16 protein-coding genes are annotated in these 17,259 nt (G+C 68.6%); 13 read left to right on the top strand and 3 right to left on the bottom strand.

Features of this window, described 5'->3' with window-relative positions; genetic code table 11:
* Positions 1-100: 100 nt before the first annotated feature.
* The 5 genes from carA (at position 101) to LG388_RS21475 (ending at position 6,562) form a co-directional block, all read left to right on the top strand.
* Complete coding sequence (carA, locus tag LG388_RS21495) at positions 101-1,285, top strand: glutamine-hydrolyzing carbamoyl-phosphate synthase small subunit (RefSeq protein WP_225784617.1); 1,185 nt, start codon at positions 101-103, stop codon at positions 1,283-1,285.
* Positions 1,278-4,517, top strand: a complete 3,240-nt coding sequence (gene carB / locus LG388_RS21490) for a carbamoyl-phosphate synthase large subunit (RefSeq protein WP_225784616.1) — start codon at positions 1,278-1,280, stop codon at positions 4,515-4,517. Before carA ends, carB begins: the two co-directional genes overlap by 8 nt.
* Positions 4,518-4,680: 163 nt before the next feature.
* Positions 4,681-5,160 (top strand): transcription elongation factor GreA, encoded by a 480-nt coding sequence (greA, locus tag LG388_RS21485; RefSeq protein ID WP_225784615.1) that lies wholly within the window; start codon positions 4,681-4,683, stop codon positions 5,158-5,160.
* A gap of 14 nt (positions 5,161-5,174) precedes the next feature.
* Positions 5,175-5,600 (top strand): DUF4149 domain-containing protein, encoded by a 426-nt coding sequence (locus tag LG388_RS21480; RefSeq protein WP_225784614.1) that lies wholly within the window; start codon positions 5,175-5,177, stop codon positions 5,598-5,600.
* 71 nt (positions 5,601-5,671) lie between these two features.
* Positions 5,672-6,562: a Kdo hydroxylase family protein gene (locus LG388_RS21475; RefSeq protein ID WP_225784613.1), complete on the top strand. Its 891-nt coding sequence runs from the start codon at positions 5,672-5,674 to the stop codon at positions 6,560-6,562.
* Between the two features lie 37 nt (positions 6,563-6,599).
* On the opposite strand, the gene LG388_RS21470 is transcribed toward LG388_RS21475, so the two are convergent.
* Both LG388_RS21470 and LG388_RS21465 read right to left on the bottom strand, forming a co-directional pair.
* Positions 6,600-7,322, bottom strand: a complete 723-nt coding sequence (locus LG388_RS21470) for a glycosyltransferase (protein WP_225785156.1) — start codon at positions 7,320-7,322, stop codon at positions 6,600-6,602.
* A 45-nt stretch (positions 7,323-7,367) separates the two neighbouring features.
* Complete coding sequence (locus LG388_RS21465) at positions 7,368-7,838, bottom strand: YhbY family RNA-binding protein (protein WP_225784612.1); 471 nt, start codon at positions 7,836-7,838, stop codon at positions 7,368-7,370.
* 20 nt (positions 7,839-7,858) lie between these two features.
* On the opposite strand from LG388_RS21465, the gene LG388_RS21460 reads away from it, so the two are divergent.
* The 6 genes from LG388_RS21460 to LG388_RS21435 all read left to right on the top strand — a co-directional run bounded on the left by LG388_RS21460 (position 7,859) and on the right by LG388_RS21435 (position 14,392).
* Positions 7,859-8,521 carry an RlmE family RNA methyltransferase gene (locus LG388_RS21460; RefSeq protein ID WP_225784611.1) on the top strand — a complete coding sequence of 221 codons (663 nt, stop codon included), beginning with the start codon at positions 7,859-7,861 and terminating at the stop codon, positions 8,519-8,521.
* Positions 8,522-8,964: 443 nt separating this feature from the next.
* On the top strand, positions 8,965-10,881 hold the full coding sequence (ftsH, locus tag LG388_RS21455) for an ATP-dependent zinc metalloprotease FtsH (RefSeq protein ID WP_225784610.1): 1,917 nt from the start codon (positions 8,965-8,967) through the stop codon (positions 10,879-10,881).
* Positions 10,882-10,978: 97 nt separating this feature from the next.
* Positions 10,979-11,878, top strand: coding sequence for a dihydropteroate synthase (gene folP, locus LG388_RS21450; protein WP_225784609.1), 900 nt, complete (start codon positions 10,979-10,981; stop codon positions 11,876-11,878).
* Between the two features lie 75 nt (positions 11,879-11,953).
* Positions 11,954-13,288 (top strand): phosphoglucosamine mutase, encoded by a 1,335-nt coding sequence (gene glmM, locus LG388_RS21445; protein ID WP_225784608.1) that lies wholly within the window; start codon positions 11,954-11,956, stop codon positions 13,286-13,288.
* Between the two features lie 58 nt (positions 13,289-13,346).
* On the top strand, positions 13,347-13,754 hold the full coding sequence (locus LG388_RS21440; RefSeq protein WP_370630217.1) for an MOSC domain-containing protein: 408 nt from the start codon (positions 13,347-13,349) through the stop codon (positions 13,752-13,754).
* 158 nt (positions 13,755-13,912) lie between these two features.
* Positions 13,913-14,392, top strand: coding sequence for a GNAT family N-acetyltransferase (locus tag LG388_RS21435; protein ID WP_225784607.1), 480 nt, complete (start codon positions 13,913-13,915; stop codon positions 14,390-14,392).
* 286 nt (positions 14,393-14,678) lie between these two features.
* Here LG388_RS21435 and LG388_RS21430 read toward each other — a convergent pair whose 3' ends face one another.
* The gene (locus LG388_RS21430) at positions 14,679-15,077 is read right to left on the bottom strand and encodes a DUF488 domain-containing protein (RefSeq protein ID WP_225784606.1); all 399 of its coding nucleotides are present in this window, start codon (positions 15,075-15,077) and stop codon (positions 14,679-14,681) included.
* Between the two features lie 119 nt (positions 15,078-15,196).
* On the opposite strand from LG388_RS21430, the gene LG388_RS21425 reads away from it, so the two are divergent.
* Both LG388_RS21425 and LG388_RS21420 read left to right on the top strand, forming a co-directional pair.
* On the top strand, positions 15,197-15,991 hold the full coding sequence (locus LG388_RS21425; protein WP_225784605.1) for a crotonase/enoyl-CoA hydratase family protein: 795 nt from the start codon (positions 15,197-15,199) through the stop codon (positions 15,989-15,991).
* A gap of 142 nt (positions 15,992-16,133) precedes the next feature.
* On the top strand, positions 16,134-17,252 hold the full coding sequence (locus tag LG388_RS21420; protein ID WP_225784604.1) for a mechanosensitive ion channel family protein: 1,119 nt from the start codon (positions 16,134-16,136) through the stop codon (positions 17,250-17,252).
* Positions 17,253-17,259 lie beyond the last annotated feature (7 nt).

Below are 17,259 nucleotides of genomic sequence, written 5' to 3'. Positions count from 1 at the left end.
TCCTCGACGAAAGCCGCAACCTTCACGTCCGCTGGCCACCTGCAGCCTGGCCGGGCACCTTGGGTTCGCTTTGGGCGTCATCCATCCAACGGAGAACCCAGTGCTTTCATCCCTCCAGGGATCCTTCCCGCCCGCCATCCTGGCGCTCGCAGACGGCACGGTCTTTCTCGGCAAGTCGATCGGTGCCACCGGCACCACGGTCGGTGAAGTGGTATTCAACACCGCCATCACCGGCTACCAGGAAATTCTCACCGACCCCAGCTACTGCCAGCAGCTCGTCACCCTGACGTACCCGCACATCGGCAACTATGGCGTCAACGAGGAAGACATCGAAGCCGACAAGATCCATGCCGCGGGCCTGATCATCAAGGACCTGCCGCTCGTCGCGTCCAACTTCCGCAAGAGCGCCACGCTGTCGGACTACCTGGTGCGCGGCAACACCGTCGCCATCGCCGGCATCGACACGCGCAAGCTCACGCGCCTGCTGCGCACGAAGGGCGCGCAGAACGGCGCGATCGTGGGCCTGGCCGCGGGCGAGGCGCCCACGCAGACGCGCATCGACGCTGCGATCGCCGCCGCGAAGGCAGCACCCTCCATGGCCGGGCTGGACCTGGCACAGGTCGTGTCGGTGCAGCAGACCTACGAGTGGACGCAGACCGAATGGAAGCTCGGCGCCGGCTACGGCGTGCAGATCACGCCGCGCCACCACGTGGTGGCCTATGACTATGGCGTCAAGAAGAACATCCTGCGCATGCTGGCGCAGCGCGGTGCGCGCATCACCGTGGTGCCGGCCAGGACGCCGGCCGCCGACGTGCTCAAGCTCAAGCCCGATGGCATCTTCCTGTCCAACGGCCCCGGCGACCCGCAGCCCTGCGACTACGCCATCGCGGCCACGCGCGAGCTGATCGAGACCGGCATCCCGACCTTCGGCATCTGCCTGGGCCACCAGATCATGGCGCTGGCTTCGGGCGCGAAGACCTTCAAGATGCAGAACAGCCACCATGGCGCGAACCATCCCGTCAAAGACCTGGACAGCGGCCGCGTGAGCATCACCAGCCAGAACCATGGCTTCGCGGTGGACGAGAAGACGCTCCCGGCGAACTTGCGCGCCACGCACGTCAGCCTGTTCGACCACACGCTGCAGGGCCTGGCCCGCACGGACAAGCCGGCCTTCTGCTTCCAGGGGCACCCGGAAGCCTCGCCCGGCCCGCACGACATCAGCTACCTGTTCGACCGCTTCACTGCGCTCATGGACCAATACAAGGCGGAGGCCGCGAATGCCTAAGCGCACAGACCTCAAGAGCATCCTCATCATCGGCGCCGGCCCGATCGTCATCGGCCAGGCCTGCGAGTTCGACTACTCCGGCGTGCAGGCCTGCAAGGCGCTGCGCGAAGAAGGCTACAAGGTCATCCTGATCAACAGCAACCCGGCGACGATCATGACCGACCCGGCCACGGCCGACGTCACCTACATCGAGCCGATCACCTGGCCCACGGTCGAGAAGATCATCGCCAAGGAGCGCCCCGACGCGATCCTGCCCACCATGGGCGGCCAGACCGCGCTGAACTGCGCGCTGGACCTGTGGCGCAACGGCGTGCTCGACAAGTACCAGGTCGAGCTGATCGGCGCCACGCCCGAGGCCATCGACAAGGCCGAGGACCGCCTGAAGTTCAAGGACGCGATGACCAAGATCGGCCTGGGCTCGGCGCGCTCGGGCATCGCCCACTCGATGGAAGAGGCCTGGGCCGTGCAGAAGCACGTCGGCTTCCCCACGGTGATTCGCCCCAGCTTCACGCTCGGCGGCACGGGCGGCGGCATCGCCTACAACCCCGAAGAGTTCGAGACCATCTGCAAGCGGGGCCTGGAAGCCTCGCCCACCAACGAGCTGCTGATCGAGGAATCGCTGCTCGGCTGGAAGGAATACGAGATGGAGGTGGTGCGCGACAAGGCGGACAACTGCATCATCGTCTGCTCCATCGAGAACCTCGACCCGATGGGCGTGCACACCGGTGACTCGATCACCGTGGCGCCCGCGCAGACGCTGACCGACAAGGAATACCAGATCATGCGCAACGCCTCGCTGGCGGTGCTGCGCGAGATCGGCGTCGACACCGGCGGTTCCAACGTGCAGTTCTCGGTCAACCCGAAGGACGGCCGCATGATCGTCATCGAGATGAACCCGCGCGTGTCGCGTTCGTCGGCGCTGGCCTCCAAGGCCACGGGCTTCCCCATCGCCAAGGTCGCGGCCAAGCTGGCCGTGGGCTACACGCTGGACGAATTGCGCAACGAGATCACGGGCGGCGCCACGCCGGCGTCGTTCGAGCCCTCGATCGACTACGTGGTCACCAAGATCCCGCGCTTCGCTTTCGAGAAGTTCCCGGCCGCCGATTCGCGCCTGACCACACAGATGAAGTCGGTGGGCGAAGTTATGGCCATGGGCCGCACCTTCCAGGAATCGTTCCAGAAGGCGTTGCGCGGCCTCGAGGTCGGCGTCGACGGCATGAACGAGAAGACCCAGGACCGCGAAGTCCTCGAGAAGGAGCTGGGCGAGCCCGGCCCCGAGCGCATCTGGTATGTGGGCGACGCCTTCGCCCAGGGCATGAGCGTCGACGAGGTCTTCGCGCTGACCAAGATCGACCCGTGGTTTCTCGTGCAGATCGAGGAGATCGTGAAGATCGAGCTCGAACTCGAAACGAAGACGCTCGACGACATCGACGCCGACACGCTGCGCCTGCTCAAGCAGAAGGGCTTCTCCGATCGCCGGCTGGCCAAGCAGCTCAGGACCACTGACACGGCGATTCGCGAGAAGCGCCGCGCCTTGGGCGTGCGCCCGGTCTACAAGCGCGTGGACACCTGCGCGGCCGAGTTCCCGACCAACACGGCCTACATGTACTCCACGTATGACGAGGAGTGCGAGGCCGAGCCCACCGACAAGAAGAAGATCATGGTGCTGGGCGGGGGCCCGAACCGCATCGGCCAGGGCATCGAGTTCGACTACTGCTGCGTGCATGCGGCGCTGGCGATGCGCGAGGACGGCTACGAGACCATCATGGTCAACTGCAATCCGGAAACCGTCTCGACGGACTACGACACCTCGGACCGCCTGTATTTCGAGCCGCTCACGCTGGAAGACGTGCTGGAGATCGTCGACAAGGAAAAGCCGGCAGGCGTGATCGTGCAGTACGGCGGCCAGACGCCGCTGAAGCTGGCGCTGGACCTGGAGGCCAACGGCGTGCCCATCATCGGCACCAGCCCCGACATGATCGACGCGGCCGAAGACCGCGAGCGCTTCCAGAAGCTGCTGCAGGACCTGAACCTGCGCCAGCCGCCCAACGCCACCGCGCGCACCGAAGCCGAGGCGCTGGAGAAGGCCGCGGCCCTGGGCTACCCGCTGGTGGTGCGCCCGAGCTACGTGCTGGGCGGCCGCGCGATGGAGATCGTGCACGAGCAGCGCGACCTGGAGCGCTACATGCGCGAGGCCGTGAAGGTGAGCAACGATTCGCCCGTGCTGCTGGACCGCTTCCTGAACGACGCCGTGGAATGCGACGTGGACTGCCTGCGCGATGCCGAAGGCCAGGTGCTGATCGGCGGCGTGATGGAACACATCGAGCAGGCCGGCGTGCATTCGGGCGACTCCGCCTGCTCGCTGCCGCCCTACAGCCTGAAGGCCGAGACCATCGCCGAACTCAAGCGCCAGAGCGCCGCCATGGCCAAGGCGCTGAACGTGGTCGGCCTGATGAACGTGCAGTTCGCCATCCAGGAAAAGGACGGCCAGGACGTGATCTACGTGCTGGAAGTGAATCCGCGCGCCTCGCGCACCGTGCCCTACGTGAGCAAGGCCACCGGCATCCAGCTGGCCAAGGTCGCGGCGCGCTGCATGGCCGGCCAGTCGCTGGCCTCCCAGGGCATCACGAAGGAAGTGACGCCGCCGTACTTCAGCGTGAAGGAGGCGGTGTTCCCCTTCGTCAAGTTCCCGGGCGTGGACACCATCCTCGGCCCCGAGATGAAGTCCACGGGCGAGGTGATGGGCGTGGGCAAGACCTTCGGCGAGGCCTTCGTGAAGAGCCAGCTCGGCGCGGGCACGCACCTGCCCACCTCGGGCAAGGTGTTCATCTCGGTCAAGAACAACGACAAGCCGCGTGCGGTCGAGGTCGCGCGCGGCCTGGTCGCCCTGGGCTTCGAGCTGATCGCGACCAAGGGAACGGCCGCCGCCATCAACGCCGCCGGCATTGCCTGCGCGACGGTGAACAAGGTGGCCGAAGGCCGCCCGCACATCGTGGACATGATCAAGAACAACGAGATCGCGCTGGTCATCAACACGGTGGAGGAGCGCCGCAACGCGATCGCCGATTCGCGCCAGATCCGCACCTCGGCGCTGCTGGCGCGCGTGACCACCTTCACCACCATCTTCGGCGCCGAGGCGGCGGTGGAAGGCATGCAGCACATGGGTGCCCTTCAGGTCATCTCGGTGCAGGAAATGCACGCGCAACTGGCCGATCAGTTGGCCGCTGCCTGAGCGACAGGGTCCCGGCACGCGCGGGCTTGCCGCGCGTGCCGGCCACGGCATAATCAGGCGCATTCGACACCGCCAGGCGGCAACGCCCGGCGGTTTTGCTTTTGTGCAAGCGTCGGCGCGCAGCAGCGCCGCCGCTTTCCAATCAGAACGGAGAACTTCAGCAATGGCTACGACCCTTCCCATCACCAAGCGCGGTGCCGAGATGCTGCGCGAGGAACTCCATCACCTGAAGACGGTGGAGCGTCCCGGCGTGATCAACGCCATCGCCGAGGCGCGCGCGCAGGGCGACCTGAGCGAGAACGCCGACTACGACGCGGCCAAGGACCGCCAGGGCTTCATCGAGGGCCGCATCCAGGAAATCGAGGGCAAGCTGTCGGTGGCGCAGATCATCGACCCGAGCGCCCTCGACGCCGGCGGCAAGGTGGTCTTCGGCGCGACGGTGGAGCTGGAAGAGGAAAGCACCGGCGAGGCGGTGAAGTACCAGATCGTGGGCGAGGACGAGGCCGACCTCAAGAAGGGCCTGATCAACGTCTCCAGCCCCATCGCGCGCGCGCTGATCGGCAAGGAAGAGGGCGACGTGGCGGTGGTGCAGGCGCCCGGCGGCGAGAAGCGCTACGAGATCGTGGCGGTCAGCTACCGCTGAGGCGCGCGGCCGCCATGAAGCAGCGCCTTGCCCTGATGAGCGCGGCCCTGTGGTGGGGCAGCCTCACGGTCATCGGCTTCGTGGCCGTGCCGATGCTGTTCGCGCATCTGGCCACGCCCGCGATGGCCGGCGCCATGGCGGCCCGGCTGTTCACGGCGCAGAGCTGGATGTCCGTCGGCTGCGCGCTGGTGCTGCTCATGGCCACGACGCGGCGTGACACGGACGCAGACGATGCACCCTCCGCGCCGCCGCCGGCCGTGGTGATGCCCGTCGTGGCCGGCCTGCTGCTGGCGCTGCTGCTGGAGTACGCCGTGGCCCCGCGCATCGTGGCGCGGGAGAATCTGAAGCTCTGGCACAGCGTGGGCACGGGCATGTACTTCGTGCAATGGCTGTGTGCCGGGGCCGTCCTGTGGCGCCTGGGGCACGCGAAGCCGCGATGAACGCCGGCACGCGAGGCCGGCCCCGGCGCACCGCCCGGCGTGCATCGATCGAGTGAATCGGAGTGTGTGCGATGGAATCCCAGATCCTGAGCCTGGAAGCCCCCGATTGGCAGGGCGTGCCTTCCCGCCGGGAATGGACCGCGGCCCTGGAAGCGGGCAAGGTGCTGTACTTTCCGCACCTAAGCTACGAGCTGGAACCGGGCGAAGCCGCGCTGCTGCGCCCCGAGGTGCGCGACCCCAAGTCGCGCAACATCAGCCTGGGCGTGGACGACCGGCTCAAGGGCGCGGCAGGCGACGAGGCCACGCAGGCGGCTGTCGCGCGCATGGTGCGGCGCTTTCGCGGCCAGGCCCATGCGCTCATCGAAGGGCTGCTGCCCGACTACGTGCCCAAGCTGCGGGCGGCGCCGACGAGCTTCAGGCCTATGCAGGTGGAAACGCGCGCGCAGTCCTGGCGCGCCGACGACCGCCGGCTGCATGTGGATTCCTTCCCCTCGCGTCCGAACTACGGCGAGCGCATCCTGCGCGTGTTCACCAACCTGAACCCCGAAGGCGCGCCGCGCGTCTGGCGTGTGGGTGAGCCTTTTGAAACCGTGGCCCGGCATTTCCTGCCGCGCGCCAAGCCCTATGTGGCCTGGCAGGCCCGGGCGCTGAAGGCGCTGCACGTGACCAAATCGCTGCGCAGCGAGTACGACCACCTGATGCTGCAGCTGCACGACGGCATGAAGAGCGACCTGGACTACCAGGCCCATGCCCCGCAGGAGACCATGCCTTTCCCGGCCGGCTCCACCTGGGTCTGCTTCTCGGACCAGACCTCGCATGCCGTGATGTCGGGCCAGTACATGACGGAGCAGACGCTGTACCTGCCCCCGGGCCAGGAGTACGACCCCTCGGCCAGCCCGCTGGCCATCCTCACGCGGCTCATGGGCCGTCCGCTGGCCGGCGTGCGCGCGCCGGCCTGGTGAAGCCGGCGCGCGGCGGCGGCGCAGGCCCGACGGTGGCCTATTCCTTCCAATGCTCCGCGATCCAGGTCGCGGGCTCGATGTGTGCAAAGCGCTTGTTGCGCCGGCCCACGAGCGCGTCGGGCGGGTTGCACTCGCCATGGAAGATCACGATGCGCGCATCCGGCGGCACGAAGGGCGGCTTCCAGTAGTTGCTGGGCCAGGCCGGAATGCCGTGGTACTTGAAGCTCGGGCACCAGGCCGCGGGCCAGTAGCCCAGCTTGCCCTGGCGGTGCAGGAAGTCCGACAGGAACGCCTGTTCGTTGCGGAACTGCCGGGGCACCTCGTCCATGTGGGCGCGAAAGTACGCCAGCACGTCGGCATGGGCGCCCAGCTCGAAGCGGTAGACCGAGGAGTTGCCCGTCACGCGCTCGCCGAAGCGCCAGAAGCGCGGGTAGTCGTGGATGATCAGGAACTCGCCCGGCAGGGTGAAGAAATCGTCGAGCGAGCCGACGATCACCACGTCCAGGTCCAGGAAGAGGGCGGTGCCGCGCAGGCCGTGCAGGTCGGCCTCGAAGGTGGTCAGCTTCTTCCACGCGCGGTCCGGGGCGCCGGGCCTGAGCTCCAGCGCCAGCGGCGGAATGGGCAGGCAGTGCACCTCGGGCCGGATGCCTTCGCTGCGGTCGGTCAGGCAGACGAAGTTGAAGTCGCCGCGCAGATGGCGGCGCACCATGCCGTAGAGGCGGTTGACGTATTCGGGGCCGTACTTGGTGCCCCATTTCATGCACAGGATGTGGCGCTGTGGCTGGCTCACGATGCGGCCCGGCTACTAGCCCAGGCGACCTTTCTTCAGTGATTTCTGCTTGGGCTTGGCGCGCTTGATGGTGCCGCCGGGGGTCAGGCGCTGGTTGCCCAGCACGCGCAGCACCTTGACCTCGGGGCGCTGGCCGCCCTTGCCGTACTTGAGCACCTTGACGTCCTTCGGGCCGGGCATGCGGTCTTCGTCGACCGTGCGCTCCTTGGCCGGCTTGGGGCGCCAGAGCACGAGCAGCTTGCCGATGTGCTGGATTGGGGCGGCGTTCAGTTCGTCGGCCAGCTCGGCCAGCATGGCGTCGCGCGCCAGGCGGTCGTCGGAAAAAACGCGGATCTTGATCAGCCCGTGGGCCTTGAGGGCGGCATCGGCCTCCTTCTTGACGGCCGGGGTGAGCCCGTCGCCGCCGATCATGACGATCGGATCGAGGTGATGGGCGTCAGCGCGGTGCACCTTGCGCTGCGCGGGGGTGAGTTGAATGGCGGGCATGCGCCTATTATCGAGTGGCAATGAAGGTGAAAACAAAGAGCGCCAAGGTCAACAAGGCCTGGCTCAACGACCATGTCAACGACCCCTGGGTCAAGCAGGCCCAGAAGGAGGGCTACCGCGCGCGCGCCGCGTACAAGCTCAAGGAGATCGACGAGACCCTGAACCTCATCCGGCCCGGCCAGGTGGTGGTGGACCTGGGCTCCACGCCCGGTGCGTGGAGCCAGTACGTGCGCCGACGGCTGTCGCCGCAGGGTGCGGCTGTGGGCGCACTGGATGGCGCCATCATCGCGCTGGACCTCCTGCCCATGGAGCCCATCGAGGGCGTGACCTTCATCCAGGGCGATTTCCGTGAATCCGAGGTGCTGGCGCAGCTCGAAGCCGCCGTCCAAGGCCGCGCGGTGGACCTGGTGGTCTCGGACATGGCGCCCAATCTCTCGGGCATCGGCTCGGCGGACGCGGCCCGCGTCGTGAACCTGGTGGAGCTGGCGGTGGATTTCGCCCGGGCGCATCTCAAACCCGAAGGCGCTCTGGTGGCCAAGGTCTTCCACGGCGGCGGCTATGACGAGCTCGTGCGCCTGTTCAAGGCGAATTTTCGTGTCGTGAAACCGATGAAACCCAAGGCCTCGCGCGACAAGTCGGCCGAGAACTTCCTCGTCGGTATCGGTTTGAAACCCCAGGCCTGAGAGCCTGTTCAGTGTCTCCAAGGGGTCGCGCAGCCGCCTTGCCGGGTGGCCTGCAAGGCGCAGCGCGCCGCTCGTAGCGATCTACGCGCAAGCGCTGCAACGCCGCAGGACGCCCGGCAAGGCGACTGCCCGAAGGGTTGGGACGAAATCGGGCCCGCTCAGCGCCGCGTCGCTTACATGGGCACAAGCCCATGCGGCGCGCCGCAGCACTGATCGCATCCCGATTGCGCCCCAACGCGACCCCTTGGAGACACTGAACAGGCTCTGAGACCGCATGCAAGCGCTGTGGCAGGGTGTGTCAGATGACCGCTTCGTCCGCGCCGGCCCTATGGCCACCATAGGGATTTCAGCCGTTTTCGCAGCTTGAAAAGCCTAGAATCCCGCCCATCTGACTGCCAGTGGGGGCGCTTCTGTCATCCCCACGTCATCGACTGGAGCATCGTTTGAACAATCAGTGGTTTTCCAAGGTCGCCGTCTGGCTCGTCATCGCGATGGTGCTGTTCACTGTGTTCAAGCAGTTCGACACCCGTGCCGGTGGCGGCGCCGGCACGGTGAGCTATTCGGAATTCATCGACCAGGTCCGCAACAACCAGATCAAGAGCGCCACCATTCCCGAAGGGCTGGGCGGCGGCGAGATCGTGGCCATCACCAATGACGACCGCCGCATCCGCACCAACGCGACGGTGCTGGACCGGGGCCTGGTGGGCGACCTGATCGATCACAACGTCAAGTTCGACGTCAAGCCGCGCGAGGAAGGCTCGCTGCTCATGACCCTGCTCGTGAGCTGGGGCCCCATGCTGCTCTTGATCGGCGTGTGGATCTACTTCATGCGCCAGATGCAGGGCGGCGGCAAGGGCGGGGCGTTCAGCTTCGGCAAGTCCAAGGCGCGCATGCTCGACGAGAACAACAACACCGTCACCTTCGCCGACGTCGCCGGCTGCGACGAGGCCAAGGAAGAGGTGAAGGAAGTCGTCGACTTCCTCAAGGACCCGCAGAAGTTCCAGAAACTGGGCGGTCGCATCCCGCGCGGTCTGCTGTTGGTCGGCCCGCCGGGCACCGGCAAGACGCTGCTGGCCAAGTCCATCGCGGGCGAGGCCAAGGTGCCCTTCTTCTCGATCTCCGGTTCGGACTTCGTGGAAATGTTCGTCGGCGTGGGCGCGGCCCGCGTGCGCGACATGTTCGAGAACGCCAAGAAGAACGCCCCCTGCATCATCTTCATCGACGAAATCGACGCCGTGGGCCGCCAGCGTGGCGCCGGCCTGGGCGGCGGCAACGACGAGCGCGAGCAGACCTTGAACCAGATGCTGGTCGAGATGGACGGCTTCGAGACCAACCTGGGCGTGATCGTGGTCGCCGCGACCAACCGCCCCGACATCCTGGACGCGGCCCTGCTGCGCCCGGGCCGCTTCGACCGCCAGGTCTACGTGACGCTGCCCGACATCCGCGGCCGCGAGCAGATCCTGAATGTGCACATGCGCAAGGTGCCGCTGGGCCAGGACGTGAACGCAAGCATCATCGCGCGCGGCACGCCCGGCATGTCGGGCGCCGACCTGGCCAACCTGTGCAACGAGGCCGCCCTGATGGCCGCCCGCCGCAATGCCCGCGTGGTCGAGATGCAGGACTTCGAGAAGGCCAAGGACAAGATCTTCATGGGCCCCGAGCGCAAGAGCATGGTCATGCCCGAGCACGAGCGCCGCAACACCGCCTACCACGAGGCCGGCCATGCCCTGATCGGCAAGCTGCTGCCCAAGTGCGACCCGGTGCACAAGGTCACCATCATCCCGCGCGGCCGCGCGCTGGGCGTGACCATGAGCCTGCCCGAGAACGACCGCTACAGCTACGACCGCGAGTACATGCTCAACCAGATCAGCATGCTGTTCGGCGGCCGGATCGCCGAAGAAGTGTTCATGAACCAGATGACCACGGGCGCGAGCAACGACTTCGAGCGGGCGACGAACCTGGCGCGCGACATGGTCATGAAGTACGGCATGAGCGAGGCCCTGGGCCCGATGGTCTATGCCGAGAACGAGGGCGAGGTGTTCCTGGGCCGCTCGGTGACCAAGACCACCAACATGAGCGAGACCACCATGCAGAAGGTGGACGCCGAGGTGCGCCGCATCATCGACGAGCAGTACGCGCTGGCCCGCCGCCTGATCGAAGAGAACAGCGACAAGATGCACGCCATGGCCAAGGCCCTGCTGGAGTGGGAAACCATCGACACCGAGCAGCTGGACGACATCATGGCCGGCCGCGAGCCGCGTCCGCCCAAGGACTTCACCCCGCGCACGCCGCCCTCGGGCAGCGGTGGCACGGGCGGCTCGGCCGCGGTCAAGCCGGATCCGGCGCCCACGGCGGCCTGATGCCATCAGGCGCCGGACGGCAGCAAACGGGGCTCAGGCCCCGTTTTTCGTTGGCGCGCCCGGTGCGCCCGTCCTGTCCCTCGCGCCCACCGCTCGCATGTCCCTGAGCCCCGATCCCGCTTTCGCGCGCTGGCAGACCAGCCGCTTCCTCATTGACCTGCGCCGTCCGCAGGTCATGGGCATCGTCAACGTCACGCCCGATTCCTTTTCCGACGGCGGCGCCCACGCCAGCACGGCCGCAGCCCTGCGGCACTGCGAGCAACTGATCCGGGAAGGCGCCGACATCCTGGACATCGGCGGCGAATCCACGCGGCCCGGCAGTCCCCCCGTGTCGCTGGAAGAGGAAAGCGCCCGCGTGTTGCCCGTGGTACGCGGCGCCCTGCGCCTGGGCGTGCCGCTGTCCATCGACACCTACAAGCCCGAGCTGATGCGCGCCGTGCTCGACCTGGGCGCCGACATCGTGAACGACATCTGGGCCCTGCGCCAGCCCGGCGCGCGCGAAGCGGTGGCGGCCCACCCGGGCTGCGGCGTGTGCCTGATGCACATGCACCGCGACCCGCAGACCATGCAGGCGGCCCCGATGGAGGGCGATGGCGTGCCCACGGTGCGCGACTTCCTGGCCGACGCCGCGCGGCGGCTGCGCGCGCAGGGCGTGGCGGCCGAACGCATCGTGCTCGACCCGGGCATCGGCTTCGGCAAGACGGTGGCGCAGAACTTCGCGCTGCTGGCCCGCCAGCGGGAACTGCTGGCGCTGGGCTATCCGCTGCTGGCCGGCTGGTCGCGCAAGTCCTCGCTGGGCGCCGTGACCGGCGTGCAGGAAGCTGGCCAGCGCAAGGTGGCCAGCACCGCGGCCGCCGTGCTGGCGGTGGAGCGCGGGGCCCGCATCGTGCGCGTGCATGACGTGCGCGAGACGGTCGAGGCGCTGGCCGTGTGGCGCGCCATGCAGGCACAGGATGCCGGCGCGGCCGGCGGCGCCAGCCCCGACAATCCCGCCTGAACGGGCGGGGCCCCGATCCACGGGCCGGCCGCGGCCCGGCCCCCTACATCGAAGAAGACACAGGAGAGCGACGCCATGACGGCCAGCAGACAGTATTTCGGCACCGACGGCATCCGCGGCACGGTGGGCCAACCGCCGATCACGCCCGACTTCGTGCTGCGCCTCGCGCATGCCGTGGGCCGCGTGCTCAGGAAGACCGAGGCGCGTCCCACCGTGCTGATCGGCAAGGACACGCGCATCTCGGGCTACATGCTCGAATCGGCGCTCGAATCGGGCTTCAACTCGGCCGGCGTCAACGTGGTGCTGCTGGGCCCGCTGCCCACGCCCGGCGTGGCCTACCTCACGCGCGCGCAGCGCGCCAGCCTGGGCGTGGTCATCAGCGCCAGCCACAACGCCTTCCCCGACAACGGGATCAAGTTCTTCAGCGCGCAGGGCACCAAGCTCAGCGACGAATGGGAACTGGCCGTCGAAGCCGCCCTGGCCGAGCCGCCCGTGTGGGCCGATTCGGCCGCGCTGGGCCGCGCGCGCCGCCTGGACGACGCGGCCGGTCGCTACACCGAGTTCTGCAAGAGCACCTTCCCGGCGGCGCTGAGCCTGCGCGGCCTCAAGCTGGTGGTGGACGCGGCGCATGGCGCGGCCTACCAGGTGGCGCCCAACGTCTTCCATGAACTGGGCGCCGACGTCAGCAGCATCGGCGTGCAGCCCGACGGCCTGAACATCAACAAAGACGTGGGCGCGACGCATCCCGAGGCGCTGATCGACGCCGTCAAAGCGCAGGGCGCGGACTACGGCATCGCGCTCGATGGCGACGCCGACCGCCTGCAGCTGGTGGACGCGCAAGGCCGGCTCTACAACGGCGACGAGCTGCTGTGGCTGATGGCGGCCGACCGCATCGCGCAGGGCCGCAAGCCCGAGGGCGTGGTGGGCACGCTGATGACCAACAAGGCCGTGGAAATGGCTTTCAAGGGCGCAGGCGTCGAATTCGTGCGCGCCAAGGTCGGCGACCGCTACGTGCTGGAAGAACTGGACAGGCGCGGCTGGCTGCTGGGCGGCGAAGGCTCGGGCCACCTGCTGGCGCTGGACCGCCACACCACGGGCGACGGCCTGGTCAGTGCGCTGCAGGTGCTGCAGGCCTGCGTGCGCAGCGGCCGCACGGTGGCGCAGCTGCTCGAGGGCGTGGCGCTTTTCCCGCAGACGCTGATCAACGTGCGCCTGACGGAAGGCCAGGACTGGAAGTCCAACTGCGCGCTGGCCGAGGAGAGCGAGCGCGCCGAGATCGCGCTGGGCGACAGCGGCCGTGTGCTGATCCGCGCCAGCGGCACCGAGCCGCTGCTGCGCGTGATGGTCGAGGCCAGCGATGCGCAGCAGGCGCAGGACTGGGCGCGCCGCATCGCCGCCACGTTGGCATGAAGCGCGTCCCCCTGCACCGGATGCGCCGCGCCGCGCCTGCACGCAGGCACCGCCCGGCATGGACGTAGTGGGTCCGGCCGCCGGGCCGCCGCCGCGCGTGGTGGCGGTGCATGCCAGCCCGGTGCACCGCTTCAGCAAGCAGCCGGTGCTTCAATTGGTGCTGGCCGAAGGCCTGGGCGCCGTCGGCGATGCCCATGCGGGCCTGACCGTGAAGCACCGTTCCCGCCTCGCGCGCACCCCGCAGCTGCCCAACTTGCGGCAGGTCCACCTGCTGCAGGCCGAACTGTTCGGGGAACTGGCCCAGGCCGGCTTCGTGGTGCGGCCCGGCGAGCTGGGCGAGAACCTGACGACGGGCGGCCTGGACCTGCTCGCCTTGCCCGAAGGCACGCGTCTGCGCGTGGGGGACGAGGCCGAAGTGCAACTCACCGGCCTGCGCAATCCCTGCGTCCAGATCGACCGCTTCTAGCCCGGGCTCCTGGCGGCCGTGCTCGGCCGCGACGCAGCCGGGCGCCGGGTGCGCAAGGCCGGTGTCATGGCCATCGTCACGCGCAGCGGGACGGTCCACGCCGGCGATACCCTGTCAGTCATCCTTCCCCCCTTGCCGCATCGTGCCCTGGAGCCCGTGTGATTCAGATTTCCCTGGTGGATTACCGCAACCCCGTCCATGCGCAGGCGCTGGTCGAACTGCTCGATGCCTATGCGCGGGATCCCGCAGGCGGCGGCACGCCGTTGACCGAGCGCGTGAAGGCCGAGCTGCCGGCGGCGCTCGCGGCCCGGCCGCAGGCTTTCAGCGTGTTGGCTTTCGACGGCGAACAGGCCGTGGGCCTGATCAACTGCGTCGAGGGCTTTTCCACCTTCGCGTGCCAGCCGCTGGTGAACGTGCATGACGTGGTCGTGGCGGCCAGCCACCGCGGCCAGCGCGTGGCGCAGCGCATGCTCGAGGCCGTGGAGGCCGAGGCGCGCCGCCGCGGCGCGTGCAAGCTCACGCTGGAAGTGCTGGCCGGCAATGCGCCGGCCCTGCGCGCCTACGAGCGCGAGGGCTTCGCGGGCTACCAGCTGGACCCGGCCTTCGGCCAGGCCCTGTTCCTGCAGAAGAAGCTCTGAGAACGTGTTCAAGGTCTCGCAGGGGTCGCGTTGGAGCGCAATCGGGATGAGTTCGCAGGCCGGTCGCGCCGCATGGACTGGTGTCCATGCAAGCGAACGGCCGAAGAAATCGCCCGATTTCGCTCCAACCCGTAGGGCAGCCGCCTTGCCGGGCGTCCTGCGGCGTTGCGCTGCTTGCTCGTAGATCACTACGAGCGGCGCAGCGCGCCTTGCAGGTCCACCCGGCAAGGGGGCTGCGCGGCCCCTGCGAGACCTTGAACACGTTCTGAGCGCCGCAGGGGCGGCGTCAGCCGACGATGTCCGCGCCGCGCTCGGCCAGCAGGCCGCGCAGCAGGCTGCGGTGGCAGCGCGATTCGTCGTCGCAATAGCAGCCCACCGACAGCGCCGTGTGGTGCGACAGCGCGGCCAGCAGGTCCAGGCTGCGGCTCGCGTCCGGCTCGGCCATTTCCGCCTTGTAGCGGCGCGCGAAGGCCGTCCAGTCGGCGGGCGCCTGCGAGGCCTGCGCCGCCTGGCCCAGCTTCATCGTCTCGGCCGAGGGCGCGAGGTTCGGGTACCAGACGTCGTACCAGTTCTGGCGCGCGAACTCCGCCTTCGGCACGCCGCGCGGCGGCCGGCGCACGGTGCCGATGCGCAAGCCCTCGTCGGGGTGCCGCGCGCTGCCCAGTTGCACGATGCGGATGCCCATGGTCTGCCTCCTTCGGGCGCTCGGCCCTCGTCTGTTCTGCGCCGCACTGTAGCTGTAGCGCGTGCGATAGGCCATGGAGAAGCTCGCGCGGATACTGGCGCGCAGGAGAACGACGAGCCATGACTGAACGCATCCAGACGATCCGCCACGACGATGGCGTGGTGGAACTGCACCTCGTGCGCGAGGACAAGATGAACGCGCTGAACAGCGCCATGTTCGACGCGCTGATCGCGCATGGCGAGCAGCTGCGCGAAGACCGCAGCGTGCGCGCCGTGGTCAGCGCGGGCCGCGGCCGCGCCTTCTGCGCCGGGCTGGACATGGAATCCTTCGCGAAGATGGGCGAGGGCGGCAACATGGACCTGCTGCCGCGCACCCACGGCATCGCCAACAAGCCGCAGTACATCGCCACCGTGTGGCGCGACGTGCCGGTGCCCGTGATCGCCGCCGTGCACGGCGTGGCCTTCGGCGGCGGCCTGCAGCTGGCGCTGGGCGCCGACCTGCGGCTGGTGACGGCCGACACGCGCCTGTCGGTGATGGAGATCAAGTGGGGCCTGGTGCCCGACATGGGCGGCCTGCCGCTGCTGCGCCCGCTGGTGCGCGACGACGTGGCGCGCGAGCTGACCTACACCGGCCGCATCGTGCAAGGGCAAGAGGCCGTGGCGCTGGGCCTGGCCACGCGCGTGGTGGCCGACCCGCTGGCCGAGGCGCAGCGCCTGGCGCACGAGATCGCGGGCCGCAGCCCCGACGCCATCCGCGCCGGCAAGCGGCTGATGAACGCCATGGCGGACGCGCGCGTGAGCGACGCGCAACTGCTGATGGCCGAATCCGAGGAGCAGCAGAAGCTGATCGGCAGCCCGAACCAGACCGAGGCGGTGCGCGCGAACCTGGAGAAGCGGGCGCCGCGCTTCGTCTGAGCGGTCGGACACGCGCATGGCCGGCCCGCGTCGCTTCGCGGGCCGCGCGCGACGGCATGGCGATCGGGCGGCAGGCGGCATGGTCTGTGCCCGATAACCGGTACCCAACGCGGGCAGGGCCCCGCGTTTAGAGTGCCGGCCCATGAATCGTCTGAGTCTCTTTCTGAGCGAGCGCCTGGGCCTGGAACCCTGGCTCGCCTCGCTGGTGGCCATCGCGCTGGCCACCTTTCTCGTCAACCTCGTCGCGCAGGCCCTGCTGAGCCGCATCGAGCGTCTTTCGGGCAAGACCGCCACCGTGTGGGACGACGCCCTCGTGCAGGCCGCCCGCAGCCCCTTGCGCGTGCTGGTCTGGGTGGTGGGCCTGGACTTCATGGCCACCGTGCTGCAGCGGCAGGTGGATGCCGACTTCCTGCAGGACGTGCGCCGCACCCGCGACGTGCTGGCCGTGATCTGCGTGTCCTGGTTCCTGCTGCGCTTCGCACGGCTGGTGGGCCGCAACGTGGAGGCGCGGTGCCGCGGCCGGGGCGAGGAGGTGGACACCACCACCATCGACGCGCTGGTGAAGCTGGCCTGCCTGATCGTGGTGGTGGTCGCCACCATCACGGTGGCGCAGACGCTGGGCTTCCAGATCAGCGGGCTGCTGGCGCTGGGCGGCGTCGGCGGCATCGCGGTGGGCTTCGCGGCCAAGGACCTGCTGGCCAACTTCTTCGGCGGCCTCACCATCTACCTGGACCGGCCCTTCAGCGTGGGCGACTGGATCCGCAGCCCCGACAAGGCCATCGAAGGCTCGGTCGAGCACATCAGCTGGCGCCACACGCGCATCCGCGGCTTCAACAAGAACCCGATCTACGTGCCCAACTCGGTGTTCACGCACATCGTGGTGGAGAACCCCTCGCGCATGTCGCACCGGCGCATCCGCGAGACCATCGGCCTGCGCTTCGAGGACTTCGACAAGGTCGAGGCCATCGTGGACGACATTCGTGCCATGCTGGCCGCGCACGAGTCCATCGACGGCACGCAGACCACCATCGTGAACTTCAACGGCTTCGGGCCAGGCACGCTCGACCTCATGGTCTACGCCTTCACGCGGACCACCGGCTGGGTGGCCTACCAGCACATCAAGCAGGACGTGCTGCTGCGCATCGGGCGCATCGTGGCCGCGCACGGCGCGCAGATCGCGCTGCCGGCGCGGTCCCTGCACATGGCGCAACAGTCATCTTGCGCGCCCGGCGCCGGGAGGGAGGCGCTGGCCTCCCCCTGAGACCGGC

It is taken from the genome of Xenophilus sp. Marseille-Q4582 (assembly GCF_916700565.1).
Taxonomy (GTDB): Bacteria; Pseudomonadota; Gammaproteobacteria; order Burkholderiales; family Burkholderiaceae_C; genus Xenophilus.
Note: the sequence above shows the minus strand (reverse complement) of the source record. Positions and strands in the feature narration are given on the sequence as shown.